This window comes from Azotobacter chroococcum (genome assembly GCF_002220155.1).
GTDB classification, from domain to species: Bacteria; Pseudomonadota; Gammaproteobacteria; order Pseudomonadales; family Pseudomonadaceae; genus Azotobacter; species Azotobacter chroococcum.
The window spans coordinates 1,728,393-1,752,394 of record NZ_CP011835.1 but is presented as its reverse complement, the minus strand read 5'-3'; the positions used below and the strand labels follow the sequence as shown (position 1 = coordinate 1,752,394).

Annotated in this window: 31 protein-coding genes and 1 pseudogene; 4 read left to right on the top strand and 28 right to left on the bottom strand. The window is 64.9% G+C overall.

Translation table 11 applies throughout. The features are described from left to right. The first annotated feature begins 53 nt into the window (after positions 1-53). Positions 54-1,088, top strand: a complete 1,035-nt coding sequence (locus ACG10_RS08200) for an IS630 family transposase (protein ID WP_089167856.1) — start codon at positions 54-56, stop codon at positions 1,086-1,088. 41 nt (positions 1,089-1,129) lie between these two features. On the opposite strand, the gene ACG10_RS23625 is transcribed toward ACG10_RS08200, so the two are convergent. The 4 genes from ACG10_RS23625 to ACG10_RS08185 all read right to left on the bottom strand — a co-directional run bounded on the left by ACG10_RS23625 (position 1,130) and on the right by ACG10_RS08185 (position 6,511). Further along, complete coding sequence (locus ACG10_RS23625) at positions 1,130-1,789, bottom strand: hypothetical protein (protein ID WP_157731419.1); 660 nt, start codon at positions 1,787-1,789, stop codon at positions 1,130-1,132. Beyond that, positions 1,789-2,136, bottom strand: coding sequence for a hypothetical protein (locus ACG10_RS08195; RefSeq protein WP_089167855.1), 348 nt, complete (start codon positions 2,134-2,136; stop codon positions 1,789-1,791). The genes ACG10_RS23625 and ACG10_RS08195 overlap by 1 nt, the downstream gene beginning before the upstream one ends. Next, positions 2,136-5,858, bottom strand: a complete 3,723-nt coding sequence (locus ACG10_RS08190) for a phage tail protein (RefSeq protein WP_089167854.1) — start codon at positions 5,856-5,858, stop codon at positions 2,136-2,138. Before ACG10_RS08190 ends, ACG10_RS08195 begins: the two co-directional genes overlap by 1 nt. A gap of 65 nt (positions 5,859-5,923) precedes the next feature. Beyond that, complete coding sequence (locus ACG10_RS08185) at positions 5,924-6,511, bottom strand: tail assembly protein (protein WP_089167853.1); 588 nt, start codon at positions 6,509-6,511, stop codon at positions 5,924-5,926. Positions 6,512-6,719: 208 nt separating this feature from the next. On the opposite strand from ACG10_RS08185, the gene ACG10_RS23620 reads away from it, so the two are divergent. After that, complete coding sequence (locus ACG10_RS23620; RefSeq protein WP_157731418.1) at positions 6,720-7,196, top strand: hypothetical protein; 477 nt, start codon at positions 6,720-6,722, stop codon at positions 7,194-7,196. A 220-nt stretch (positions 7,197-7,416) separates the two neighbouring features. Here the strand turns inward: ACG10_RS23620 and ACG10_RS08180 are convergent. From ACG10_RS08180 to ACG10_RS08075, 23 genes and pseudogenes are all read right to left on the bottom strand, one after another. Then, positions 7,417-8,166: pseudogene (locus ACG10_RS08180) on the bottom strand (C40 family peptidase); the annotation flags it as partial. A 2-nt stretch (positions 8,167-8,168) separates the two neighbouring features. Further along, entirely contained in the window at positions 8,169-8,915 is a 747-nt protein-coding gene (locus ACG10_RS08175; RefSeq protein ID WP_089167851.1) for a phage minor tail protein L, read from the bottom strand. 30 nt (positions 8,916-8,945) lie between these two features. Continuing rightward, positions 8,946-9,233: a hypothetical protein gene (locus ACG10_RS08170; protein WP_089167850.1), complete on the bottom strand. Its 288-nt coding sequence runs from the start codon at positions 9,231-9,233 to the stop codon at positions 8,946-8,948. Continuing rightward, complete coding sequence (locus tag ACG10_RS08165) at positions 9,233-9,562, bottom strand: DUF4376 domain-containing protein (protein ID WP_089167849.1); 330 nt, start codon at positions 9,560-9,562, stop codon at positions 9,233-9,235. The genes ACG10_RS08170 and ACG10_RS08165 overlap by 1 nt, the downstream gene beginning before the upstream one ends. Further along, a complete protein-coding gene (locus ACG10_RS08160) occupies positions 9,559-9,918 on the bottom strand; it encodes a hypothetical protein (protein WP_089167848.1) in 360 nt (119 codons plus the stop codon). Before ACG10_RS08160 ends, ACG10_RS08165 begins: the two co-directional genes overlap by 4 nt. A gap of 2 nt (positions 9,919-9,920) precedes the next feature. Next, positions 9,921-10,721, bottom strand: a complete 801-nt coding sequence (locus ACG10_RS08155) for a hypothetical protein (protein ID WP_089167847.1) — start codon at positions 10,719-10,721, stop codon at positions 9,921-9,923. 8 nt (positions 10,722-10,729) lie between these two features. Further along, positions 10,730-11,068, bottom strand: a complete 339-nt coding sequence (locus tag ACG10_RS08150; protein WP_089167846.1) for a phage tail protein — start codon at positions 11,066-11,068, stop codon at positions 10,730-10,732. Between the two features lies 1 nt (position 11,069). Next, complete coding sequence (locus tag ACG10_RS08145; RefSeq protein ID WP_089167845.1) at positions 11,070-13,343, bottom strand: phage tail tape measure protein; 2,274 nt, start codon at positions 13,341-13,343, stop codon at positions 11,070-11,072. Between the two features lie 8 nt (positions 13,344-13,351). Next, positions 13,352-13,510 carry a hypothetical protein gene (locus ACG10_RS23615; protein ID WP_157731417.1) on the bottom strand — a complete coding sequence of 53 codons (159 nt, stop codon included), beginning with the start codon at positions 13,508-13,510 and terminating at the stop codon, positions 13,352-13,354. 50 nt (positions 13,511-13,560) lie between these two features. Further along, a complete protein-coding gene (locus ACG10_RS08140) occupies positions 13,561-13,923 on the bottom strand; it encodes a hypothetical protein (RefSeq protein ID WP_157731416.1) in 363 nt (120 codons plus the stop codon). Next, complete coding sequence (locus ACG10_RS08135; RefSeq protein WP_198319035.1) at positions 13,920-14,573, bottom strand: phage tail tube protein; 654 nt, start codon at positions 14,571-14,573, stop codon at positions 13,920-13,922. The genes ACG10_RS08140 and ACG10_RS08135 overlap by 4 nt, the downstream gene beginning before the upstream one ends. Positions 14,574-14,618: 45 nt before the next feature. After that, on the bottom strand, positions 14,619-14,987 hold the full coding sequence (locus tag ACG10_RS08130; protein ID WP_089167843.1) for a DUF3168 domain-containing protein: 369 nt from the start codon (positions 14,985-14,987) through the stop codon (positions 14,619-14,621). After that, the gene (locus ACG10_RS08125; protein WP_089167842.1) at positions 14,984-15,478 is read right to left on the bottom strand and encodes an HK97-gp10 family putative phage morphogenesis protein; all 495 of its coding nucleotides are present in this window, start codon (positions 15,476-15,478) and stop codon (positions 14,984-14,986) included. Before ACG10_RS08125 ends, ACG10_RS08130 begins: the two co-directional genes overlap by 4 nt. Continuing rightward, positions 15,471-15,797 carry a phage head closure protein gene (locus tag ACG10_RS08120; RefSeq protein ID WP_089167841.1) on the bottom strand — a complete coding sequence of 109 codons (327 nt, stop codon included), beginning with the start codon at positions 15,795-15,797 and terminating at the stop codon, positions 15,471-15,473. The genes ACG10_RS08125 and ACG10_RS08120 overlap by 8 nt, the downstream gene beginning before the upstream one ends. Then, a complete protein-coding gene (locus ACG10_RS08115; RefSeq protein ID WP_089167840.1) occupies positions 15,794-16,108 on the bottom strand; it encodes a head-tail connector protein in 315 nt (104 codons plus the stop codon). The genes ACG10_RS08120 and ACG10_RS08115 overlap by 4 nt, the downstream gene beginning before the upstream one ends. 173 nt (positions 16,109-16,281) lie before the next feature. Beyond that, entirely contained in the window at positions 16,282-17,475 is a 1,194-nt protein-coding gene (locus tag ACG10_RS08110) for a phage major capsid protein (protein WP_089167839.1), read from the bottom strand. Then, the gene (locus ACG10_RS08105; protein ID WP_089167838.1) at positions 17,456-18,331 is read right to left on the bottom strand and encodes a head maturation protease, ClpP-related; all 876 of its coding nucleotides are present in this window, start codon (positions 18,329-18,331) and stop codon (positions 17,456-17,458) included. The genes ACG10_RS08110 and ACG10_RS08105 overlap by 20 nt, the downstream gene beginning before the upstream one ends. A gap of 2 nt (positions 18,332-18,333) precedes the next feature. Beyond that, positions 18,334-19,623 (bottom strand): phage portal protein, encoded by a 1,290-nt coding sequence (locus ACG10_RS08100; protein WP_089167837.1) that lies wholly within the window; start codon positions 19,621-19,623, stop codon positions 18,334-18,336. After that, on the bottom strand, positions 19,616-19,777 hold the full coding sequence (locus ACG10_RS24100; RefSeq protein ID WP_089167836.1) for a hypothetical protein: 162 nt from the start codon (positions 19,775-19,777) through the stop codon (positions 19,616-19,618). Before ACG10_RS24100 ends, ACG10_RS08100 begins: the two co-directional genes overlap by 8 nt. Beyond that, positions 19,774-21,456 (bottom strand): terminase large subunit, encoded by a 1,683-nt coding sequence (locus tag ACG10_RS08090; protein WP_089167835.1) that lies wholly within the window; start codon positions 21,454-21,456, stop codon positions 19,774-19,776. The genes ACG10_RS24100 and ACG10_RS08090 overlap by 4 nt, the downstream gene beginning before the upstream one ends. 9 nt (positions 21,457-21,465) lie before the next feature. Further along, the gene (locus tag ACG10_RS08085) at positions 21,466-21,906 is read right to left on the bottom strand and encodes a terminase small subunit (RefSeq protein ID WP_089167834.1); all 441 of its coding nucleotides are present in this window, start codon (positions 21,904-21,906) and stop codon (positions 21,466-21,468) included. 102 nt (positions 21,907-22,008) lie between these two features. Then, positions 22,009-22,317 (bottom strand): HNH endonuclease, encoded by a 309-nt coding sequence (locus ACG10_RS08080; RefSeq protein WP_089167833.1) that lies wholly within the window; start codon positions 22,315-22,317, stop codon positions 22,009-22,011. Further along, entirely contained in the window at positions 22,317-22,637 is a 321-nt protein-coding gene (locus ACG10_RS08075) for a phage holin, lambda family (RefSeq protein WP_089167832.1), read from the bottom strand. Before ACG10_RS08075 ends, ACG10_RS08080 begins: the two co-directional genes overlap by 1 nt. Positions 22,638-22,788: 151 nt before the next feature. On the opposite strand from ACG10_RS08075, the gene ACG10_RS08070 reads away from it, so the two are divergent. Next, complete coding sequence (locus ACG10_RS08070) at positions 22,789-22,980, top strand: type II toxin-antitoxin system HicA family toxin (protein ID WP_089167831.1); 192 nt, start codon at positions 22,789-22,791, stop codon at positions 22,978-22,980. 53 nt (positions 22,981-23,033) lie between these two features. After that, on the top strand, positions 23,034-23,456 hold the full coding sequence (locus ACG10_RS08065) for a type II toxin-antitoxin system HicB family antitoxin (RefSeq protein WP_089167830.1): 423 nt from the start codon (positions 23,034-23,036) through the stop codon (positions 23,454-23,456). A 55-nt stretch (positions 23,457-23,511) separates the two neighbouring features. On the opposite strand, the gene ACG10_RS23610 is transcribed toward ACG10_RS08065, so the two are convergent. Further along, positions 23,512-23,670, bottom strand: a complete 159-nt coding sequence (locus ACG10_RS23610) for a hypothetical protein (protein WP_157731415.1) — start codon at positions 23,668-23,670, stop codon at positions 23,512-23,514. Positions 23,671-24,002 lie beyond the last annotated feature (332 nt).

Below are 24,002 nucleotides of genomic sequence, written 5' to 3'. Positions count from 1 at the left end.
GGGCTGTTACTAAGTCTATCGAAAGTATTGTCATATTGAGAGACAATACCCCGATGAAATGCAAACGAAACTCCGATGGTCGGGCAATCGACCACCACTCCCTCCAGGTCATGCGTCAACAGGCGATCAAGGCCGTTCGCGAAGGGCAGACCGTCCAAAGCGTGGCGGCCGCCTTCGGCGTCAATATCCGCAGCGTCTTTCGCTGGCTGTCCGACTTTGCCAATGGCGGACAGAACGCCCTGCTCGCCAAGCCGGTTCCCGGACGTCCGCCCAGGATCACTGCCGAGGAAATGCGCTGGCTGGCACAGGCCGTTCGGGACCACTCGCCGCTGCAATACCGCTTCGAATTCGGCCTGTGGACCCTCTCGCTGATTGCCGAACTGATCCGCCGCCAGTTCGGCAAGACGCTGTCACTGTCCGCCGTGAGCCGAGTCATGAAGCTGCTCGGCTTCACCGCGCAAAAACCCTTGTATCGCGCCTGGCAGCAGGATGCGGCGCTGGTGCGCCAGTGGGAAAACGAGACCTACCCGGCGATTCGGGCCGAGGCCCGTGCAGCGGGGGCAAGGATCTACTTCGCGGACGAGTCGGGCCTGCGCTCCGACTACCATGCCGGCACGACCTGGGCACCGCAGGGGGAAACGCCGCTGGTCGAGGTGACCGGCCGACGCTTCTCGGTGAACATGCTGTCGGCGGTCGGGACGCGCGGCGAGTTCCGCTTCATGCTGCACGACGGGACGGTGACGGCCAGCGTGTTCCGCGAGTTTCTCAAGCGCCTGCTGATCGGTGCCGAGCAGCCGGTCTTCGTGATCGTCGATGGCCATCCGGTGCACAAGGCCCGGCTGGTCAGGGCGTTCGTCGAAGAACAGGCGGGGCGCCTGAAACTCTTCTATCTGCCCCCGTACTCGCCACAGCTGAACCCGGACGAGCAGGTCTGGGGGCACGTCAAGCGCAGTGTGTCCAGGCGTCTTGTGCAGAACCGGGAGGAAATGAAGAAGTTGGCCCTGGGCGCGCTGCGCAGAATCCAGAAGTTGCCGGAGCTGGTGAAATCGTTTTTCCGCCACCCGGACTGCCGATATACAGCAGCATGACATTACTTTTTAAAAGATTAGTAATTGTGTTGATCGCGTTTCTAACTTTTCTTGGCCAGCAACACCGGGAAGTAACCAATACCATTGGTGCTTGTAGCCGGGTTTGTCGTTAGTCCAACCAAGCCGGCAGGAGATAGCGAAACACCAATGTGCCTATTAGCAGACATCACGGCTGCCACAGAAAAAGAGTGGCACTGGCTAACTAGTACATACTCGTCGCTGGCCAATGTTACGTTACTGACAAATTCACTATAAAACGTAGTGGATGTCTTGTGCGTCCAATAGGTAATGAATCGGCTGAATTTAATCAGCTGACTCGAGGAATGGAAACAGATATTTCCATTTGCATCCCGGATGCGCATTCCGTAATTTCCGGATACTGTCAACGGCGCCCACACTGCCGCAAACCAATCCAGCTGGCTGATCTGCGTGGTATTGGAGTTCACCAGTTTGAATCCGGTCCAGTTACCAGGCGACCCGATTACCCCGCACTTGAAACCCAAATCTTCGCCCTGACTGGCCCAGACAGGGCGAATGAAAATCATGGGAGGCTGAGTTGTGGTGCATGGTTGCGCAAAGGTTATCGTGGTTTGGTAGGCCGTACCCACATTCAAGAAGCCTTCAGCATGCAGGCTCATGTAAGGGCGCTCGGCCGATAACTGAATAGTCCCGTTATCGTTTTTAGCGCGAAACCCGAACATCACAACATCCTGAAGGCGATCAGCCTATAAACACCATCGGCAAAAGACCTGCTGGACACATTGCCCGGGGTCGAGCTACGCAAGGTGATCTGGTTGCCTGTGAATGGGTAGATATACGGAAGCCCCGGATAACCGTAACCTGATGATGCATTGTAGTCTCCGGGGTACTCCAGGAACATGCAGAACACACACGTGTTTGGGTCGAAACCTGTAATTGTATATGTGATTTCAATGGTCGAGTTATTGCCGGACCAGTCCAGGACCTCGTTGAAGATGACCTCGTATGTGAAGTCACCGGAATCCAGAATGACCGTCCCCTGCTCATTGCGAACTCTGAGCCCGAACATCAGGTCAGTGCTCCCAGCTCAACACGGAGAACTCCGTTTGCGTCATACACATAAACCCCGTTGTTGTTGATGAGCGTCCGTCCACTTCCGGCCAGCGTCCCGTTGATCTCGAAGCTGCCGTCCTGGCTCAGCCGCCAGCCGGCCTGGCCCGGCACATAATTCGTCGACTGTAGAGCCGTGGCGATCTTGGCCATGTCGATGGTGCCGTCGCCGATGACCGCCGAGTTGATGAACACCTGACCGTCCTGGATCACGAACGGCGTGGTGATCTGGCCGTTGACCACGTTGATCACCGCGAAACGGTCGGCCTGGAACAGAATCTGGCTCTGCATCCCCTCCGGCGTGTTCTCGATGCCGATGCCCATACCGGCGCCGTAGTACTGCCCGCCACTGGTCACGGCCAGCTTGACGCTCCACATCGCCGACAGCTCGCCGTCGAGCCCGGCGAGGGCCTCGCTGGTCTGCTGGATCGCCGCCGAGTTGCTGCCGGCCGTGGCCTCGACGGTGTCGATCCGGCTCGACAGGGCACCGTCGGCGGTCGCCCGGGCAGTCGCCTCCGACTGGATCGCGGCGGTGATGTCCTCCTCGACCGTGGCCGTCAGCGTGTCGATACGGGTCGCCATGGCCTCGTCGGCCTCAGCACGCGCAGTGGATTCCGTGGTGATCGCCGCGGCGTTGCCCTGCGCCTGGGCGAGCACGGAGTCGATTCGCTGCGAGAGCGCCCCGTCCTCGCTCGCCCGGGCGTACTGCTCGGACCAGACGCCGGCCAGCACCGTCTCGCTGCCGGCATACCAGCCGGTGTCGCCTGCCATCGTCGGGTTGACCTGGGCGAAGATGCCGTCGATCCGCGACACCTCGGCGGCGAGGTCGTCCTCGTCGGCCTGCACGCGGGTGGTCAGTTCGTCCAGCTCCACTGCCAGCGCGCTGACGGCCTCGCCCAGGCTGGCGTAATCGCCGATCTTCTCCCAGTAGACGGTGTTGGTCGGCAGGTTGCCGGTGGTGGCTTGCAGCGCCCGATACAGGCCGCCCTCGTAGGTCACCAGGTCGCCCAGCACATAGGCCGTCGCGTTGTCGTAGGCCTCGGCGCCGACGATATCGGCCAGCTGCGCGTTGATCGTGGTGATCTGCGCCTCCAGCGCGCTGCGTGCCGAGGAGATCCGGGCGTCCACCGAGCCCGATGTGCTGGACGGCGCTGTGATCAGGTCGATTTCCGCCAGCAGGCTGGCCGCCAGCTGAGTCTCGCCGATCTGGCCGGCGATATAGCCGAGGATCTCGGTCGCGTCGGTGCTCGACTGGCCCATCACCCAGTCCGACCAGGGGCCGATGTTTCCGGAGCGGTCGATCAGCCGGGCGCGGAAATAGCGCGTCACCCCCGCCGCCAGGCCGGTCAGCGTGTGGCTGTCGGTCGGGTAGGCATAGTCGCCCAAGTGCAGGGCACCCGCCTCGACCGCGCTGGTGTTGTACTGGATCTCGGTGCGCTGGGTATCCGCGGCGCCCTCGGCCGGGAAGCCCCAGTCCAGCTGGATGCCGAACACCAGCGGCGTGGCCGTCAGGTAGGACACCGCCGGCGGTGTGCCGGTCTTGCCGGTCAGCTCGGTTTCGGCGCTGGTCGCCCAGACCGAATACACGTCGACCACCGACACGGCGCGCACCCGGGCGACGTAGCGGCCGGCATAGATGCCGGTGACCTCGAAGCCGAGCGCCGACGTCCTCGGGACCGATACCCAGTCGCCATCGTCCTTGCGCCACTCGGCAACGTAGGCGATGGCCCCGCTGGCCGCCGGCCAGGACACCCGCATCGTGGTGACGGCGATGCCCTGGTCGACGGCCGAGTAGCTGTCGATCGTGACGCTGGCCGGCGCCGACTGCGTGCCCGCCGGGATGACCGAGATGGGCAGAGGATCGAGACGGGCGCCGGTATCCACGGCGGAGAACTTGTCAGGGTCGTGCTGGACACCGGTGATCTCGTAGATGCCCGGCTCGGGCCGGCTGATGCCCATCACCCGGTACTGCTGGACGGCCAGGTCTGCAGCGTCGATTGCCCAGATGGCCTGAACCCTCGGCGTCTCGCTGTAGGCCGTCGTGACGGTCACGGCGCGCCCGGAAACGCTGGCCACGGTGCGCCCCTCGGCCACGCCGCTGGGCAAGTTGAGCACCAGGCGATCGCCGGCGGCCATCTGGGCGTCGCGGTCGAGGGTAATCGCCTGCCCGGACACTGCACTGATGCGCCCGCCCAGCGGCCGGCCGGCCAGCAGCTCGTCGGCCACGCCGATAATCCGGCCCGGCAACGGGATCTGCCCGTCGAGCCCGACGCGGAAGGTCACCGTGCGGTCGCGGGAGTTGGTCAACAGCGCCCAGCGCCCGCGGCGGCTGGCTTCGCTGCGCCGGGTGCAGCCGATGGCGGTCAGCTCCAGCTGGTTGACCCCGTAGCGGCGCACCAGGGCATTGTCGGAGACCGCCTCGACCTCGCTCTGGTAGCCGTTGTCCGGGTTGTCGTAGCTGACCAGCGCCTGGCTGTAGCGGGTGCGCTCGCGCGAACTCGCGTAGGTGAAACGGCCGTCGATGACATTGGCGCGGGCGTAGGTGTAGTCGATGTCGCGCGGCATGTCGGCCATGGCGACCATCTGGCTGTTCGCCCAGTAACTCATGCCGCGGAAGATCGCCGAAAGGTCGCGCAGCACCGTCCAGGCTTCGGTCCTGGACTGGAAATAGACATTACAGGTGAAGCGCGGCTCCTGGCCGCCCTGCCCGTCCGACACCAACTGGTCGCAGTACTGGGCGATCTGGTACAGCTCCCACTTGTCGACCTGCGCCGCCTTGATCCTCCGGCCCAGGCCGAAGCGCTCGGAGAGCACCAGGTCGTACCAGACCCACGCCGGATTGTCGGACCAAGCCCACTGGAAGGTACCGTCCCAGACGCCGGTATAGCTGCGGGCGGCCGGGTCGTAGTTGCTCGGCACCCGGATCACCCGGCCGCGGGTTTCCACGGCGATCTGTGGGATGTTCTGGAACTGGGAGGCGTCGAACTCCACGAACAGCAGCGCGGTGTTGGGATAGCGCAGCTTGCTGTCGATGACCTCGGTGATCGCCTGCACGCGCATGGTGTCAGCGATGCGGTTGTTGTCCTGATTGGCGGTCAGCCGGCGCACGCGCACCTGCCAGCCGCTGGTGGCCGCCGGCAGGTCGACGCGGTGACTTCGCTCGTAGAGGCTGGTGGTCTTGCCGCTGACCGTGTAAGTCGCCACTTCCGCGTAGGCGCCGCCATCGGTGGCCACGTCGATGGCGTAGTCAATCTGGTAGCCGACGATATCGCCGTTGTCCTTCTGCTGCTGCAGGGTAGGCCAGCCGAAACGCAGGCGCACGGCGGACAGCTGGGTATTGGTGACGGCGCGCACCCAGGACGTTTCGCTGCGCAGCTCGACGCCGACGGTGATCTCGTTGTCGACGCTCGGCATGCCGGCGATGTGCTCTTGCTCGACGGTCCCGGGGCGGAATTCCCAGCTGACGCCGGAGAAGTTGGCCGTGCCGTCGGCCGCCTCCAGCGGCGTGCCGTCCAGATAGATGTCCTTGGCGGTGACGCCGCCGGCGAACTCGCCCTCGCCCAGGGCCAGGAGGATCTTGGCATAGGCGACGGACTGGATATCGTCCGGGGCCTCCTTCGGCTGGCGGGGGCTGGAGGAGCCGCCCTTGCGGCCACGGATCGGGACTGCTGCTGCGGTCATGGGGTTTCCTGCGGGCATAAAAAAGCCCAGCACGGGGCCGGGCTTGGGTATCTGGCGAGAGAGGGCTACTGCTGGTCTTCGGCGTAGATGCCGGCAGAGACGATCGCCCCGCCGATGCGGCGCTTGCCGTAGAGCACGCCGATCGGGTTGCCTTGGGCGACGGTGTTGACCGGGCCGCCGAAGGCGTAGCTGGGCTGGTTGTCAGGGTCCTCCCGCGAACTGAGGCCCTTGAGCTGCGGCGAGAGCATCTGTATCACGCCGCCGATGGCCATGGACGCGCCGGCGCTCTGCAGGGCAACGCCCCAGGGAGTGCCCGCCACGCCTGGGATAAACGTCCCTGCGGCGATCAGCACGGCACCGAGCACGGTCTGGAAGATGCCGCCTGACTTGCTGCCGGCGATCACCGGCACGATGCGGATCTCATGGGTGCCGCCCAGTTCGAACTCCTGCTCGCCGACGTTCCGGCGGTTGCGGAAGATCGCGTAGCGCAGGCCCTTCGTTTCCGCCGAACGGATGAAGGCCTCGAAACCCGGCAGCGTGTGCTTCAGCGACCGGAAGGCTTCATGGGTGGTGCCGCTATCCAGTTGGCGGCGGTGCTCGCGGCCGAAGGCCGCAGCCAGGCTGCCGGAAAGCTTGATGGTGGTCAGAGTCATGCATTTTTCCTCAAATCTTTATGCCTCCGAACGAGCGACTCCCGGTCAAACCGAACAGCCAGTCTGGATGGAATCCCAGTACCGGCAATCCACCCGCAGTAGTAGCGTCCCGCCTTCTTTTTGAGCCAAAGGAAAACCCAGATCCTTGGCCGCAACCCAGGGTCCGGGAGTCGCGCCCGATGGCGCAGCAGTGACCGAGGAGGTCGAGATGAGTAAATACTCCATACCAGATGGAGCCAGGTTCGTTCCTATCAAATTCGCCAACCGGGCCGGAGAGATTAATGACCTCCCTCCGGGAAGGCCTGTCGTACTGGCAGCTCTCAGGCACGACCCAGAGCACGGAAGCGGTCCAAGAACAATTTCAGGATATAAAGCTGTATATGCCCTCGTTGACACAGGGGCAGACAATAACTATGCAACTCCAGAGCTAATACAACAGGCTGGATGCCCTCAAATAGGTTCAGGCTCAATCCGTAGCGCGAATAGTTGGATGGGCTCAACGCATCACCTTGCCCATATATTCTTCCCGGAGGCGGGAAGTCAGTTCGAAACCGATATTTTCTCCGCCCCACTGACAGACTCAGAATCTACCGGTCAGAACTTGGTAATTGGTGTTCTTGTAATCAAGATGGGTCGGCTTGTCATGGATTTCAAGAACCACATTTATCGCCTTTACGTGGACTGATGTCGCATCTGGACGATGCCTCAGACGTGATCCATGCGAGGCCACATTCCTGCTCTCTCAACTCCGGCTGGTCATTGGATTGGCCGGTTTCGTATCCGATAGGGAATGCGTGGATTGAGCCAATGTATTGTTGTTCCTGCTTTTTCATACTCCCTCCCGCGGCCCCGCCGCTTCTATGAGTCGTCATTTCGCGTCCCTGCTCTCGGCCATCACAGCCATCCCTCGCCTCTTTGTACCGCAGGATCAGCGCCGTCCGCTCCAGCCACTGGCCGCCGAACACGATGATCTCCGAGCATCGCCCGTGCAGGTGGTGGAGCAGGAACGGGCCAGGGCCGAATGCCTGGGCCGCCTCCCCTGGCAGGCTTGGATCGGCGCCGAGGTAGATGCCCGCATGATTCGGGTGGGCCGTGCGACCGACCCGCATCACGAACATGTCGCCGCGGCGCGGCTCGTCTACCCGGTAGAAGCCAGCGGCCGCATAGCGCGCCTCGTAGAGGCTCTCGCCCCGGGCGTCCTCCCACCAGCGGTCGGCGCGCCCGTACTCCGGGAACTCCAGCCCCCATTCACGGCGGTACCAGTCTGCGCAGACCTGCCAGCAGTCCTGCACGCCGTGCACGAACTCGCGGCCCAGCAGCGGTACCGGCGCCGGGCGAATGGTGTTCAGGTCGCCCTCCGGCCAGCTGAGAATGTGCCAGGGCACGTCGCCGGCATTGCACAGCGCAACATCGGCCGGCGACGCCCGGCTGGTGGCGTCCGGGTGCGAGTGCACGATGCCGACGATCTCGCCCAGATCCTCGGCGGCGGCGTAGTCCTCCGGCGACAGCTCGAAGCGATCGCCCGGCTGGTCGCTGAGGTTGCGGCAGGGGATGTACCGCGGCCGGCCGTCGATCTGCACCAGGAGGCCACAGCTCTCAGCCGGATACTCGGCTGCCGCATGGGCGCGGATGGCGTCGATCAGGTGTTGCTCCATACTCAACTCCGGATCAGGGCGGACGCGGGGAACCCGCCGTGGGGCAGCGGGTTATCCGCCCCGAAGCGGGCCTTGCAGTCGCTCAACAGCCCGCCGCAGGCATCGAGCGCCGGATCGTCGGTCGGCGTGCCGTCCTCGGTCGAAACCGGGCCGCCGGTGTAGCCGCAGTCGGCGCCGCGGTACTCGCCGCAAAGTGCCCAACTGCACAAGCCGTGGATCTGCCGGGCCGGGATCATCTGGCCCTGCACATCGCCGGGCGACGACAGGGCGAACTCGACGACCTCGCCATCCTCGCTGGTCTTCTGGTCGATGTACCAGGTGTCGACCTTCTCTTGGGTAGGATCGGCCTGCGGGTTGCCGTCCGGGAAATTCTCGGCGTCCAGGTAGTGGGCGAAGGTCTCGCGAATGATCACCTTGGCCTGCAGCAGGTCGTCGAACAGCAGGCACAGAGCGCTGATGCTCCCGCCGATGTTGCCGACCCGCAGTGTCGGCGTCGGCGCCCGGCCATCGCCGGTGACCTCCAGCCCATCGACCTCGACCGGCCAGGCGGCGTACTCCTCGCCGTTCCACCAGATCGACTTGGCCGGCAGTTCTTCCGGCTCGCCGGTGAAAGCCTCAAGCTCCGCCGGCGTGTGCGGGATTCTGTGGCCATGGAAGCGCCGGAGGTCGCCGCCGAAGGCGGTGGCGTCAAGTTCGTACAGCCGGACCTCGCTGCCGGGCTCCAGCTGCTGAACATCTGCAGTCAGCATTTTCGATGCTCCAGAAACGAAGAGCCCGCACTAGGCGGGCTCGGGGAAGGGGAAATGCTCTCGGGCCAACTCCCCGAGGTACGCCAGTTCGCAGTGTCGAATCGTGTGGCCGTCGATCTGCTGCCGATCCAGCCAGAACAGTGCGTTGATCAGCCGCTCAGCCGTTGCCCAGCCCTCGCGGTGCGCGCGGCTGGAAAGCGTCTCGTCCGGATAGCCGCACAGCAGGGTGTTGGCCAGTTGGTCCAGGGCGATCAGCGCGGCCAGGACGTAGGGCCTCGGCCGGTGATCGGGTTTGTAGAGATCGAGCTTGGTGGCCATCAGGCGCCCTCCTCGATCCACAGCGCCGCCTGCGCCTGGCCGGCCAGCTGCAGGGCCTCGGTCAGCTCGGCGGCGGTCGCCTGGATCTCGGAGTTGTCAGCCAGCACCCAGCGGATCGTCGCCCCCTCGCCCAGGGCCTGCAGGCCGAGGATGGCCCGGGCCATGCGCCCCTGGCTGGTCTCGTCGCCATCGAAGGTGTTGCCGGCGGTAGTGGTCACGGCGATCCGCGCGACAGTCTCGGAACGTTGCGCCTTCCAGGCCTCGCGAGCGGTCTTGCTGGCCTGCGCGGCCTTCTGCTCGGCGGTCTGCAGTTCGTTCCAGTCGATCATGCGGAAGGCTCCTGTGGTTCTGGAGCGCCGAGGCCATTGAGCACCGGGGCCGGCCCGGGCTCGGGCGCCTGGGGCAATGCTACCGGGCCGTCCGCTGTCACGGAGATCGGTTGCGGGGCGGCCTGCTCCGGGCTGGGCGCAGGCCCATGCGGCAACCGCAGCGTGACGTGCAGCTCGCCGTCGATCCGCTCGACCGGCCCGACGAACCAGTTGGAAGCAATCGCCTCCGCCGGCAAGGTGGCGCCCTCGGGCAGCTGAGAGAAGTCGAAGGCGACGCCGTTGACGGTCAACGTGTCGCCAGCACGCGCGACGGAAAGCGGATCGTCGCAGCGCACGGGAGAGAGAGTCAGGATCATGCTTACCTCCAGCGGCCAACGGCCATGAAATATGCGCCAATCGAAATGTTCGACAGCGCCAATGCAGACAGCAGCGTGAAACGCACCTGGGTGTTACTGATGACCGCCGGATACTGACCCACTAGCCACGCAACGCTGATATTCATGTGCCCGTGCACGGCGGGCGGCGATATGAAGGCGGCCGGAAAGGTCCACAAGGAGCCGCCCGCCACCTCGTCAATGAACAGCGCCCCGGAGGCGGCGGTATTCGCGGTGACCACGGTGCCAAGGCCACAGAGCTGGGTACCGTCGGCAAACCTGACATACCAGCCGTTGGCATTGCTCCCGGTTTCGATCACCGCGCCGGAGGGCTTGCCGTTGCCGTCGACGGCCACGGTCCCGACCAGCCCGGCCGGCGTCAGGGTCCGCTGCCAAGGCCCCCAGACGCCCGCCACCTTGTTCTTGGTGTAGGTCTCCGGATAGACCGCCGTGAAGGCCTGGACGACCAGGGTGCCGTAGGAGTCGTTGTGCTTCTCGTAGTGGCCGATGAACCAGGTGGCTGCATAGGGTGCATTGGGGAGGTTCGACCCCATAAACCAGCCGGTCTTGTTGACGTTGTGCCAGTCGTCGATAGTCTCGGCGGTAGATGCAAGGCCTGCGGCGCCGCCCGCGACGAGCACCTGGCCGTAAGCCTGCCCAACGAGACGGGAGGCGGCATTGGCCCCGTCGCTGAAGTTCTGGTTGATCTTATCGAACGCGGTGCGCCCAGCGTCGCCGTCCTGACCGCTTGGCGGAGTACCGAGGTCGACTAATTGAAGTGTCATGGATTACCTCAAGGATGGAAAGCCTGCTCGAAAGTGGCCGTGATGGTGTAGATTCCGCCGCCCATGGGGCGCAGGCTGTGCGTGGCGACGCGCCAGAGGCCAAGCTGGCCGAGCGGCGGCGTCCATAGGAAGGCCCGGTAGCCGGCATGGCGGTCGAAGAAATCGCGGATCGCTTGGGCCCCGGATTCGCTTCGGACGAACGTTAGCGGCCAGGACTGCCGCTTGTTGTTAAGGCCGTCGCCGACCACCTGGGCGTAGCCATCGCCGAACTGGGCCGTTCGAGTGCGGTAGGTGATGTCGCCCTGGGCATCGAGCGCCGGCGCCCAGGTGAATGTCTCGATTGGCACGTTACCTCCCGTTCACGCTGCGCCAGATCTGCCCGCCCGGGGCTAGGTCCTTGGCGATCAGTTGCTTGTAGCGCTGCTCGATGTAGCGTCCGACATCCGCGCCGAACTGCTGGCCGGCCTGGCTGTTGGCTTGGGCGGTTACCGAGCCGTCCGACTGGATGTTGACCTCCACGCTGATCACCACGGCCTGCCCGCCTCCACTGCCGCCGCCGATCATGCGCACCCCGAGCGAGCCGTCGCTGGAACGGCCCAGCGGCATGATCGCCTCCGGCCCGGCCTCGCCCATCAGTCCGGTGCCCTTGGCGAACGGGAACAGGGTCGGCGTGTCCACGATGCTGTTGGTGAAGGCGCCGCCCTTGGCGAAGGGAATCACTTCGCCGCCGGCGAAGGCGTTGCCCTTGGCGTTGGCGAACAGATCGCCGAGCCAGGACACCCCGGCCTGGACCAGGCCGCCGCCGCGCTGGCCGCTGGCGTTTGCGGCGCCGAACAGCTGATTGGCCAGCTGCGCGGCAGCTGCCTCGGCGGCCATGCGCTGCACGACCCGGAGAAACCCGACCGCCATGCCGTCCAGCCCCTCGGCGAAGGGGTCGAACAGGAAGTCGGCGAAGGCGTCCTGAATGTTGCGGGCGGCCTCGTCCATGAACACGGTCATCTGATCGGCCGATTGCTCCGCCGCGGCGGCCTGCTCCTCGAGGCCGGCGATAACCCGGTCGCGCTGCGCCTCGCTGATGACCCCGGCCAGCACCCCGGCCTGCAGGATCTCCACCTGCTGCTGGTAAGCCAGCAGGGCACGCGAGGTGTCCGACCAGCCGACCTCCTCCACCTGCGCGACCTGCCGGGCCAGCTCGGCGCGCTTCTCCAGCGCCTGTTGGTGCTTTTCGTAGGCCGCCACGGTATCGAGCGCGGCCTGGGCCTGGGCCAGCTGGGACGCTGTCGCCCCATCCTGGGCGAGCTTGTAGAGCGTGACCTCCGCCGTGGTCTTGCCCACTGTGGCAGCCTGCTGCTGCAGCGTGGCGATCTGCGACCGGATCGCCTCGGCCGTGCGCTTGGCCGCTGTCTCGGCCTTCTTGGCGGCCTCCTCGGCTTCTTTCGATTGCAGGCCGAGGCCTTTGCTTCCGGCGCTCTTGCCGCCTTCCACGGCCGGTTCGACCGGGATCACCACCGCCGGCTTTTCGCGCTGGGATTTGTAGAACGCCTCGATCTGGGCTTCAGTCGCCGCGATATCGGCCTTGAGCTGCGCTTCCGATTCACTGGAGAGCAACTCTGCCTGCATACCCTCGCGGGCCAACGGGCTTTCAAGCATCTGCTGGTAATCGGCCAGCGCCTGCTTCTGCCGCTCCAGCTGGTCTTCGAGCCGCACGATGTCGTCGGCGGCCGCGCCGTTCATGAAGGCTGCCGCCGACTCAGCCGCCCACTGGATAAAACGGACAGTCTCGCGGGCGCCTTCGGTGATGGCGGTGAACGAACTCACCACTGCCTTGGCCATGGAAGCGGCCGCCTTGGCCGTCTCCGGATCGCGCAGCTCCTGGGTCAGCGCGGACAGCTCGGGCAGCAGCTCGCCGACCACCTGCTGCCCCACCGAACTGGCCACCCGGCCGAGCAGATCCAGGTCCTGAGTGAACTGGCCGGCGTTCTTGATCTGGTCCTCGGAGAGCACCAGGCCGAGGTTGCTGGCCTCGTCGGCGAAGCCCTTGAGCCCCTTGCCGCCCTCGCGGAGCAGCGGCAGCAGCACGGTCGCATCGTCGGCCAGCGACTCCATGAAGAAGGTCAGCTCCTGCTGATTGGCGCCGGCCTTCTCCAGGGTGTCGACGTACAGCTGCAGCGCCTGCGGGCCGGAGAGGTTCTTGAACTGCTCGGCCGTCACGCCGACCTTGGGCGCGACCTTCTCGAAGAAGTCGGCCATCTCGCCGCCGCCCGTGACCAGGAAGTCGCCGACCTTGTCGTTGACGTCCTTCAGGATGCTGGCGAGCTGTTCGTGCTCGATGCCGACCGTGCGGGCGCCGGCGGCGAAGCGCTGGAATTCCGTGGTCGTGGTATTGGAAAGCTGGGCGAACTGCTCGAGCTGGCCGATAGCCTCCGCGCTCGACTTGATCCAGGCGGCGAAGGCGCCGGCGCCGATGGCCGACACCGCCGTGCCGAGCAGCTGGCTGGCCTTCTCCCAGCGCCGCCGCATGTCTTCCGCCTGCTGCTCGCTGATCCGCGCGGCCCGGCCGAGGTCGGACGACAGGCGCGCGACATTCGCCGCGATGTCGATCGTCAGGGTTCCGAGTGCCATGGGGACTCCTAAAACAGCATGTCGATGGCCGCCGAGTGCGCGCCGGGGTCATCGATTTCGAGAGGCGGCAGGGTGTCGGTCTGGATCTCGTACTCGACCTGGTAGAAAGCCTGCCACTCGACGAACTCCGCCGAGGACAGGCGCCGCTCCAGCTCGGCAACGGTCATCCCGAGGTCACGAGCCAGCCGGAACAGGGTGAACCGCTCCGGCTGGCACCTCAGTTTTTTGCGTCGGCCTCGACGGCCTTGACCACGAACTTGTTCAGCAGGGTGGCCTCGTCGGCGAGACGCCCGATGACCTCCGGCGACTTCTCGGCCAGGGCCTCGACGTCCTCCAGGCTGAACAGCGGCGCGCCGGCCTGGTCGGTGATCGACATGGCCACCAGCCGAACTTGAACAGTGGCCATACCGCGCACGGCTCCCCCTTCCCGCGCGGACAGAGCCGATACATCGCCGATGTACTCCGCACGGGCGCGCACAGACAGGCCGGTCAGGGTGATCTCCCCACCCCACTCTGGGACGGGAATCACCTTCTGCGGACGGTCCTTAGCGGACAGGATTTGTTCGCGGGTCAGCATCATTTCACCTCGTGGACGGCGCCGGTAATGGTCACGGACAGGCTGGCGGCGTTGGTACCATCGATCGCGCCGGCGTCGGAGAGGCTGCGCACATAGCCCTGCCAGAGCTTCTTGTAGCCATTCTTCTTGATCAGCCTGAACCAGCGCGGCTCGCCATCGGCCTTGGCCTTCTTGGCTTCGACCTGGAAGGGATCGTCCTCGACGTAGTGCATGTCGCACGACATGCCGCCGAAGTCCTGCAGGCCCAGGGCCTTCTCCTTCGCCTCGGATACCAGGGTGGTGGTATCGATCTCCGAGGCCTGTCCATCGAAGCCCGAGTAGCTCTTGTGCTGGTCGGTCTCGATGAAGGTCACCGGCGTGGCGGTACCGCCGCTGGTGTAGGTGGTGAAGGCGCTGGAGTCGATGTTCTCCAGGGTCACATCGGTGGCCGTCACCGCGCCGACGACGCCGTCCAGGCCGTTGATTTCCGTCATGCCGGTGACGCCGGCGAGGGTCAGGACATCGCCGACCACGAAGTCATGGCTGGCGAAGGTCAGCACAGCCTTGGCGGCCTTGCTGATGCCGGTGATGTTGACCGGCGTACCGGCAGCGGCAGCTTGCTGAATGAAAAATCGTGTGCCCTGCGAGGACACGGCGCGGCTTTTGCGGGCCATGGTGGGATCTCCAAATGAAAAGCCCCGCGATGGCGGGGCGGGGAATTACGCGGGCGACTGCCAGAGCGAGTAGTCGAGGATGACGCCGTGCAGCTTGGCTGTCGGGTCATAGGTGTCCTGGTCGCCGTTGAACGCGGCGTCGAACAGCGCCGACGCCTCGATAGCGTCCTGGGCCGCCTCGCCCAGTGCCTTGGCCTGGCCGTAACTGGGCGACCAGCAGGTGATCTGCATGCGCGCCTGGCGAGTGGCCCCCGCGCTGCTGAGCGAGCCCGGGCGCGTCCCGGCGACCAGGCTATAGGTGATGGCGGGCCGCGCGGCGCCCTCGGGCAGCACGCCGGCCGCTACCCGCTGCTCCACAAGGGCAGTGACGGCGGCAGAGGCCAGCAGCGCGGTGCGCAGGTCGGCTTCGATCATCGCATTCCCTTTTCGCGGGCCAGCTTCTCGGCCTCCTTGACAACCCGCTGCTTGGCGTATTCCTCGAAGCGGCTCAGTGCGGCCGGGTGCTGGGTCTCGAAGGCGGGCCGCAGGAACGGCGCCGCCGGCATCTTGGCGGTACCGAACTCCAGGAAAATCCAGTACCAGGGATCGTCCGGGTTGTTCTGCGACTTTCCGCCGGCGGCCTTAAAGTCGCGCAGCTGCTTGCCGCCGAGCGGCTTGACGCCGACGAACACGCCGTACTTGTCCTTTTTCGAGCGCCGCACCTGCACGGCCTTGCGCACCGTGCCCGGCTTGCGCCGCGTGTTCGGCTCCTCAAGGATCGGCACCCGCGCCTGGGCGTCCTTGCGGATGACCTGGGCGGAAGCGCGCAGCGCACCGCGCACCACCTTGGCGCCCAGGCGATCGGGCAGGTCTTTCAGCGTGGCCTTGAGTTCCTGCAGGCCGTGCATCTGGATTTCATCAGCCATCGGTCAGTCCCTCCTTTGCCAGGATCTCCAGTGATATCCCGCGCTCGCCCGGGTTGATGGCGGGCTGCAGGTCGAATACCCGCCCCTTGAACAGCGCCCGATCGGCGGCGGTCAGGCCGTCGCGGTAGCGGCAGCGGATGCGGTGGGTGGTCTCGCCTTGGACCTGCTGGGCGGCCAGCAGCTCGCGGCCGCTGATTGGCTCGACGGAAGCCCAGACGGTGGCGATGTCCTCCCAGCCCGCCAGCGGCTGGCCGAAGCCGTCGGTGCCGGTCTGGCGGCGTTGGAAGGTGATGCGGTGGCGAAGCGATCCTGCCCTCATACGCCCAGCCCCACGCGGTAGAAGTGCAGGAGCCGCTCGACGGCCGGGTTGTCGGCGCGGATGGTGCCGACGATCTGCCCTTCCCTGTTCTCGTAGAGGTCGCCCAGGATCAGCAGAATGGCCGCCCGCACGGAGGCCGGCAGCGGAATTTCGGTACCGTCATCGCCAGTCCAGGGGATCGGGCGGTTCAGGAACTGGCTGGCGTAATCGACGGCGGCGTCAATCAGGTACTGCAGCTGCGCGTCCTCGGCGGTGTCGCCGGTCTCCAGGCGCAGGTGCAGTTTCGCGTCTTCCAGGGTCAGGACTGTCATGGATCACCTCTTTGGCCAAGCCTCTTGCCATCAGCTCCCGCCCGTGCAGCGGATCGGCGTAGAAGCGTTCCCCAACGCGCAGTACCTTGCGGCCATGCAGGAAGGGCCGCAGTGCGGTCATTTGCATAGAGCCTCCATGGCCGACCTCGCAATTGAGGTCGGCCAATCAAGGGTTACGGGGTCACGGTCAGCTCGCCGGTCACGAAGGCTTCCGGGCGGTAGATCGCGAAGGCCAGGCGCTCCTCGGCACGGATCGACACCAGGTTCAGCTCGAAGTCCTTGTCGTTCTCGGTGGAGATGACGATTTCCGCCTCCTGGCGGTCGTAGATCTGAGCGCCGAGCTGGAAGGCTCCGACCAGGAAGTCGTTCTGGGTCATCGACTGGGTAGCCACCACCGGACGGTTCCACAGCCGTGCCGCCGTGCCGTCCTGCGGCTTGCCGATGATGTAGTTGTTGTTCGCATCCTTGATCATCTCGATGCCGGCCCAGTCGATCGGGTTGATCACGATGCCGTCGGACGGGAACTCGGCCAGCTCGGCCTGCAGCAGGGCCAGGCGCAGGCGGTCGATGTGCTGCGCGGCGGTCACGGTGATGCCGGCCGGCGCCGCGTAGGCGGTGGCCAGGGTCACAAGCCCCTTTAGGTTGGCGCCGATGCCGCTGCCGAACAGCAGCTGGGTTTCTTCGGCCAGCATCAACCCGTACTGGGCGCGGCTGTCGATGTAGCTCTGCAGGGCGGCGAAGTCGTCAAGCACCTGGCGCGATGCCTTGAACAGGTGCGCGATGGTGCGCACGTTCGCTGTTTCCAGGCCGAAGGTGATTTCGGAGTACGGCTTCTGTCCGCCTTCAGCTACTGCCGCGGCGTTGTTGGTGAAGCCGGTTTCGCGGACGTACTCGACGGCACCGGCGCCGGTCTGGCCCGGGGCGATCAAGTCGCGGATGGTCAGGCGGCGGGTGGCGCCGGCGACGATTTCTGGCCGGCGCTCAGCCGGGGTGATGCGGTTGGTATCGGAGCCGATCGAGGTGATCGCCGCGCGCGGAACGGCGACACGGCGCGCACCGCGAAAGCTGCTATTGACCCCTTCCATGTCGGCGCTGGCCACAACCATCTGACCGGCAGTCAGGCGGGGTTTTTGCGCTTGCGGGGTGCCGGCGTGGATCAGCTTCTGCTCGGCCTCCAGCAGGCGGGCCTGCAGCTCGCCCTGCTTGGTCAGCATCTCGTCGACCTTGGCACGGGTTTCGGCATTCATTTCGCCGGTGCGCTTGATGTCCTTCTCGACCTGCTCGGCCGAGGCCTTGAGTTGGTCGCCGATCTTGGTCAGAGAAGCGTTGAGCTCTTTGACCTGGGTTTCAAAGTTTTCGCTGGGCATTTTTGCCTCCAAGTTGCGAGAGAATGCTGTTTGCTGCGTCGAGGGACGCAGACAGGTCAGGAGCGACAGCGCGGGGCGTATCGGGCGGGACAGCGCGATGCATGTCCCCGCCAGCAGCGCGTGGCGTGCTGGACTTGAACTGGGCGAAGAGTTCGCGGCGCTCGCTGCGCGGCATGCCGGCCTTGGCCAGCGCCCTGTCCATGGCCTTGAGGGCGTTGGATTGAGTGGCGGTTTCGTCCTCGCGCTCCACCACCTCGTCGGCGGTGAGCAGGCCAGTGGCCAGGCCGAGCTCGACCGCACGCTTGCCGCGGATGAAGGTCTCGTCATCCATCAGGTCGGCCATGTCCTCCGCCGGCTGCCCGCTGGCCTCGGCGTAAAGGTCCGCCATGGCCGAGTCGAACTCCTCCATGTCGTCGGCGGCCTTGCGCAGGGCGTGGCGATTCCCGGCGAGCCAGGTCCAGCAGTTGTGGATCATCAGGAAAGCGCTGCTGGCCACCTGGCGTTCCTCTCCGGCCAGGAACACGACGGAACCGGCAGAGGCGGCCAGTCCCAGCACCTTGGTGGTGACCTTCTGGCTGTGCTCGCGCAGGCGGTTGTAGATGGCGATGCCCTCGAACATGTCGCCGCCCGGGGTATTCAGGTAGACGGTGACCGGCTTGTCGCCGATGGCGCGCAGCGCGGCATCGACGCGCTTGACGGTGACGCCCTCGCCATACCAGTCCTCGCCGATGATCCCGTAGATGGTGATGGTGCTCTCGGTGTTCTCGACGGCGGCCTTGATGGCCGGGTTCCATTTTTCGAGCGCACGCGGGCTCAGCTCGCAGCGGATGCTGCCAGCCTTGATGTTCAGCTGCATGGTTACTCCTTGGAGAGCGAGGGTTCGTTCAGCCAGTTCTGCAGGGCGGCTCGCGCGGCCTGGCCGTCGCTCGTTTGCCCCAGGAGGTCGATGGGCGACAGGTTGGTCTGCACGGTGAGTGCGTCGGCGTTGCCGCCGCGCCGCGGCAGGTTCTCGCGCACCCGACATTCGTCGCGGGTGTAGATGCCGTTCTGGGTCATGGTCGAGTAGAACTGCGCCCGGGCAGCACTGTCGGCTCGTAGCAGCCCCTCCAGGGCGAACTCGGCGTAGTAGGTGCCCCGCTCCTGCGGTGGCAGCAGCTTCTTGCCCACGGCGCGTTCGATGCGGCGCAGCCAGGGGCCCAGGGTGAAGGTCAGGAAACCGATCATCTGCTGCTCGATACCGGTGCCCCAGCTCGTCGATTTCTCGGTATGACCCACCATCCACGGCGGCACACGGTAGAGGCGGCAGATCTCCTCCACCGACCAGCCCCGGCTTTCCAGCAGCTGGGCATCGGCCGGATTGATGCCGATCGCCTCGGGCGCCACGCCCTGCTCGAGCACCGGAGCCCGGCCGGCGTTCAGCGCGCCGGAGATGGTTGCGACGTACTGCCGGAAGTCCTCCCGCTGGGTGGGCTTGAGCACTCGGTCGACCTTGAAGGCGACCGTTGGCATCAGGCCATTCTTGAACGTGGCACTGGCGGCGTCGTCCGCGGCCTGGGCCGCACCGATCACGTTGGCGCCGTAGCTGATCGGACTCAGGCCAAGCAGGCCGTCCAGACTGAACGCCGGGATGTGCAGCACCTCGTCAGCCGCCAGCTCGCGCTTGCCGCCCTCCGGGAAGGTGTACTCGTACTTGAGCTGGGCGCGTTCCTTGACGTAGGACGTGGCCATTTTGTCCGGCAGCAGCAGAGTGAGGCCGATCACCCGGCCGCCTGAGCGGTGAATCTGGGCGTAGGCGTTACCCCAGAGCAACATGCTCGCGACCATCGCCTCCCAGAATCCCACCGAGGTCATCTCAGCGTTGGGCGACAAGGCCAGAATGCCGTGCAGGGCATGGTCGGTCGCCCCCTCCCGCCCGCCGTCGGGCAGGCGGCGGTACATGCCCAGCGGGAGCGTCGCGATTGTCTCTGCGATCAGCCTGACGCAGGACCAGACCGTCGACACCTTCAGCGCGCTGTTCGTGGTGACCGTGTTGCCACTGGTCGAACTGCCCCCCTTGAGCGCAGAGAAGAGGCCGCCGGCGCCGTTACCGGCCACCTTCGAGGGCTTCACCGCGGCCAGCAGCAGCGCATTGAATAGAGAGTTAGCCACTGGTCATACCCCGGCGGATGAACGTGGCGGCGCAGAACAGCGAGAAGGCCCCGGCCAGCATCGCCCATCCGGTGCCGGCCAGCACGAACACGCCGGCGCAGAGCAAGGCGAAACCGGCCAGGGCGCAGATCAGAAAAGCGATTAATGGGCTCATGCGATTAAGGGGTCCCTGATGCCAGCCATGAAGTCCCGCGACCCGCCGGCAGCCTCGGGATTGAGAGCCATCAGGGACACGGCATTGAATAGCGCCATCAGCGGATCGATCTTGGCCGAGCCGCTGGCTTGTTTCGTGATCAGGATCGAGTTTCCGCGCGGCTCCACCCGGGCGTTGCCGCAGCACCAATTCATCAGCGGCTGTGCCGCGTGAATCAGGCCACCCTCGGCCAGCTTGCGCTCTGTCGTCTTGATCGCGCCGCCGAGTCGCCAGCCCTGGCTGACGCCAACCACCTGCTCTTGCTCGATATCGCGCTCGAGCAGCGCATCCAGAATGGCGCCGATGCCGGCCGGGTCGACGCCCACCTTGTCCAGCAGGCCGGAGTCCTCAACCTGAGCCACGATCTCGGCCACCTGATCGACGTCGTCGCCGATCCGCTTGACCAACACAAGGTCGCCATCGCGCGCGAAGTCGCGCAGCCTGGGCGCTTCCGCTTTTCGGCGCTCCAGCACCGAGGGGTGGGCCCAGGCTCGGCACCAGGCGAGCCATTGACGGCGGTCCGGATCGCGGCCGACCACAGCCAGGCCGAGCAGGTCGTCGAGGCCGCCGCCGTCGATGCCGACTGTGACCACTTCGCAGCGTGCGAGGATCTCGTCGAGCGTCACCTTAGCGTCGGCCTGCACCTCCCAGTAATCGGCGCCGGCCCAGCGGTCGGACAGCAGAGCCAGGCCGATCTCGATATTCAGGTGCTTGGCCAGGAAGCCGCGCAGCGATTCCTCGCCGGCCTCTTGGGCCTTGCGGAATTCGCGCTCGAGAAAAGCCCGATCGACCGAGTAGTCGATGTTCGGGTTCACCAGGTGGAAGTTCTCCAGCCGGCGAGCCGCCCCGCTGTCGATCATCGACTGCGGGAACTCATAGATCACCGCCAGGAAGTGCTTGTCTTCGATCCGGCCGTCCCGCACCCCCCTGGCGTACATCAGCTTCTGCCGGAACACGCCAGCCGGGGGCTCATTGGACTGCGTGGTCAGCCAGATCACGAAGCCTTCAGGCCGCGAGGCCAGCCCCCCGGTGGCCTCGCGGATGATGTCCTCGGCCTTGGCGTTCTTGCCGAACAGCCAGGCCTCTTCGATCAGCACGCCGACTGCCTTCTTGCCGCCTACCGTGTCGCCGTCTGCGGCGACCACCTTGAGGGTGGCCCCGGTTTCCCGGTGCGTGATCGTGCGGATGTGGGCCTGGACGTGGAGCAGGTCGTTCAGCTCCTCGTCGTACTTCACCATGTCGGCGGCCGGTTTGAAGGCGTTGTCCGCAACTTCCTTGGTCGGGGCCAGGATGATGAACTCGGCCGACAGCCGCCAGTTGCGGATCAAGGCCGTGAGCATGATCGACGCAGCGATGGAAGACTTCGAGTTTTTCTTGGGGATCATCAAGAAGTACTCGGAGATCAGCCGGCGGCCCGTCTCGGCATCGTAGGAGCCGAAGATGGAACCGGCGAAGTCGAACACCCAAGGCGCACAGGCATTGCCGATCTGCGGGCTGCCCGGGGCGTCCACAATCCGCAGCTCGTGCATGACCGCCAGCCCGGCGGCGGCTTCATCCGGAAAGATCGGCGGGAACGGGATCAGCGAGCCGCCGGACGTGATGCGCTCCTCCCAGTCTGGGCAAGCGGTGGTCCAGTCCATGCGTCACCTTCACTTCACTGCTCGTAGCGGAGGCGCGGCGGCCGCGAACTTGCCGCGCCCGGCCGCCTTTGCCGCGTCGGACTTGGCGTCTTTCTTGCCTTGCTCGGCAACCTTGCCGTGGACGTAAGGCATCAGGACCTTGGCCGCGTCGAGACGCAGCTTCGGATCTTCACCAAGGTTGTTCATCACGCTGAGCAGGTAGGCCTTTGGATCGTCCGCGGCTGGCAGGAGGTTAACGTCAGAGTTAACAGGGGGCGGATCGGCCTTCTTCATGGCCTCGACCGCAACCGTGCGGCTCATCGCCGCCTGCACATCGGGGTCCTTCTCATACCGCGAGGCCGCCTGGGACGCGGTCTTGGCAGGACATCCAGCCTTGATGGCTGCGTCCTTTTTCGTCATACCGGACAGCCGCGCTTCGGCATACCGGCGCTTCTGTTCGGTTAACGCCATAGTTAACAACCTCGTTAAAGGGAGAAAAATCTACGAATGAGAGGGGGCGCGGTTTCCAGCGCAAGAGATCCTGAAGTTTTGACCCGCCCCACCCTCCCAGCCCTACCGGCCGCGCAGGTCCTCGGCGGTCTTCTTCGCATGGCAACCATCAGGACCGGAACAGAGGATCTGGCAGTTCTCGTCCTCGTCTGCTCCACCCAGATAGAGCGGCACGATGTGGTCCAACTCGAAGCCGGCAGGGTATGGCACGACACGCCCACACTCCGCGCACACCGGCGACTCCAGCCACAGCCGGTGCCGGCGCTCTTGCAATCGGCGGCCAGTGATTCGGCGCTCAGAGACAGCAACACTGCCCAACTTGCGGCCCGACGCCAGTTCCACGCGCGGCTTGAGCGTCTTGAGCTTGGCCATCACCGCCCCTCCACCTTCCGCTCGGCCCAGCGCTTGCTCAATGCTCGCACCTGATCGATACCGAGGATGCCGACGAATCCGCCCGTGAACAGCGTCCAAGCGATGTTCAGGCCGGCAGCCTGCACTGCCAGCCCGACGATCATCACCAGCAGCGCGCCGGCCGCCGCCTCGAGCAGTGTGCGCAGCAGGCTTGGCTGATCGCCATAAAGCTGGATGCGGATGTAGGACAGGATGAAGGTCAACGTCATGGCCAGGCCGTGCTCGCGCAGGGCAAGCAGGAAACCGGCCCAGAACTCGGGAGACTTCTCAGGCATCTTCATGTCTCGATATCCCCGCGCGGGGCAATAGGGAGCCGCCCTCACCGCTGGGAGGGTGACCGGATTGGGCGGCATGAAAACAAATCAATCATAAGTGTTTACATTGATCACTTATGATATATAATGGAGCCATCAACAGAACAGAGGAGAGTTGATGAAATACAGCGAGTTCCGGCGATGGCTGGAGGCCCAAGGGGTTGAGTTCACGAAGTCACGCGGCGGTAGCAGCCACTTCAAGATCAAAGCCCCGAACGGCAAACAGACGATCTTCCCGAATCATGGAGCCAAGGAAATCGGCGAAGGACTCAGGAAGGACATCATCAAGCAACTGGGCCTCAACGACTGAGGCCCAGTCACCCGGAACAGGCATCAACTCTCGAATATCAAGACGAGGTGAACATGTACGACTATCCAATCACCGTGCACAGCGAAGCCGGCCATTATTGGTCGTCTTGCCCAGACATTCCGGAAGCTCACAGCGCAGGCGATACCATTGGGATGCTGCTGGCCAATGCCTTCGATGGAATCCGCCTCGCGCTGACCATCTACGTTGACCAGGGAAGAAGCATTCCACTCGCCTCTCCTGCCAAGGCAGGCCAATACGTTGTTTCACTCCCGGCGCAGACGGTGGCCAAAGTGCACCTATGGAACACGATGCGCGAACAGGGGCTGCGGGTGGCAGACTTGGCCAGATTGCTTGGAGTTTCTCACCCCGTAGCCACCCGACTGGTCGACTTCGAACATGTATCGAAGATCGAGCAGATCGAACGAGCCCTGCATGCTCTCGGCAAGCGCCTGTCTGTTTCCGTCGAGGCGGCCTGAACGAAAAAGCCCCGCTCGAAGTCGGTGCTCTTGATGTGTTTTAAATCAACTCAGATCAGGCAGGCGGCTCGCCATCATTGATGTCCGGGTCGGTTGGCAGGGTCTCGGGCTCTGTTGGATCTTCGAGCGGCTTTCCTGGCTCCGGCTCCCTCTTTGGAATCGGGCTGCCCGGATCTTCCTGCTTCTGAGGGTTGTCTTGCGACTGCATATTCATACGCACCTCTCTACTGGCCCGCAGATGGGCCTTGTAGGTGAGATGGGCTGGATGGGCATGGCGTTCGGCCGCGGGGCTTGCCGGTCGTCCAATAGGACAAACGCTACCGCCGTCGACTTTTCCTGCCCCCAACAACGAAAAAACCAGCGCTATGGCTGGGCCTGTAATGGATTGGCGCAGGGTGGCGAGCCCGGCTGTTGTTTCGCTTGTCGCTGGCAGTGACTTCTGCCGTCGCCTGGGTGCGCCGGAAATGGAAAGCCCCGGCCAGATCACTCTGCACTGGGGCTTCAAGGATTCATCACCATGCACGCGTAGTAGCCACATGATGGCCA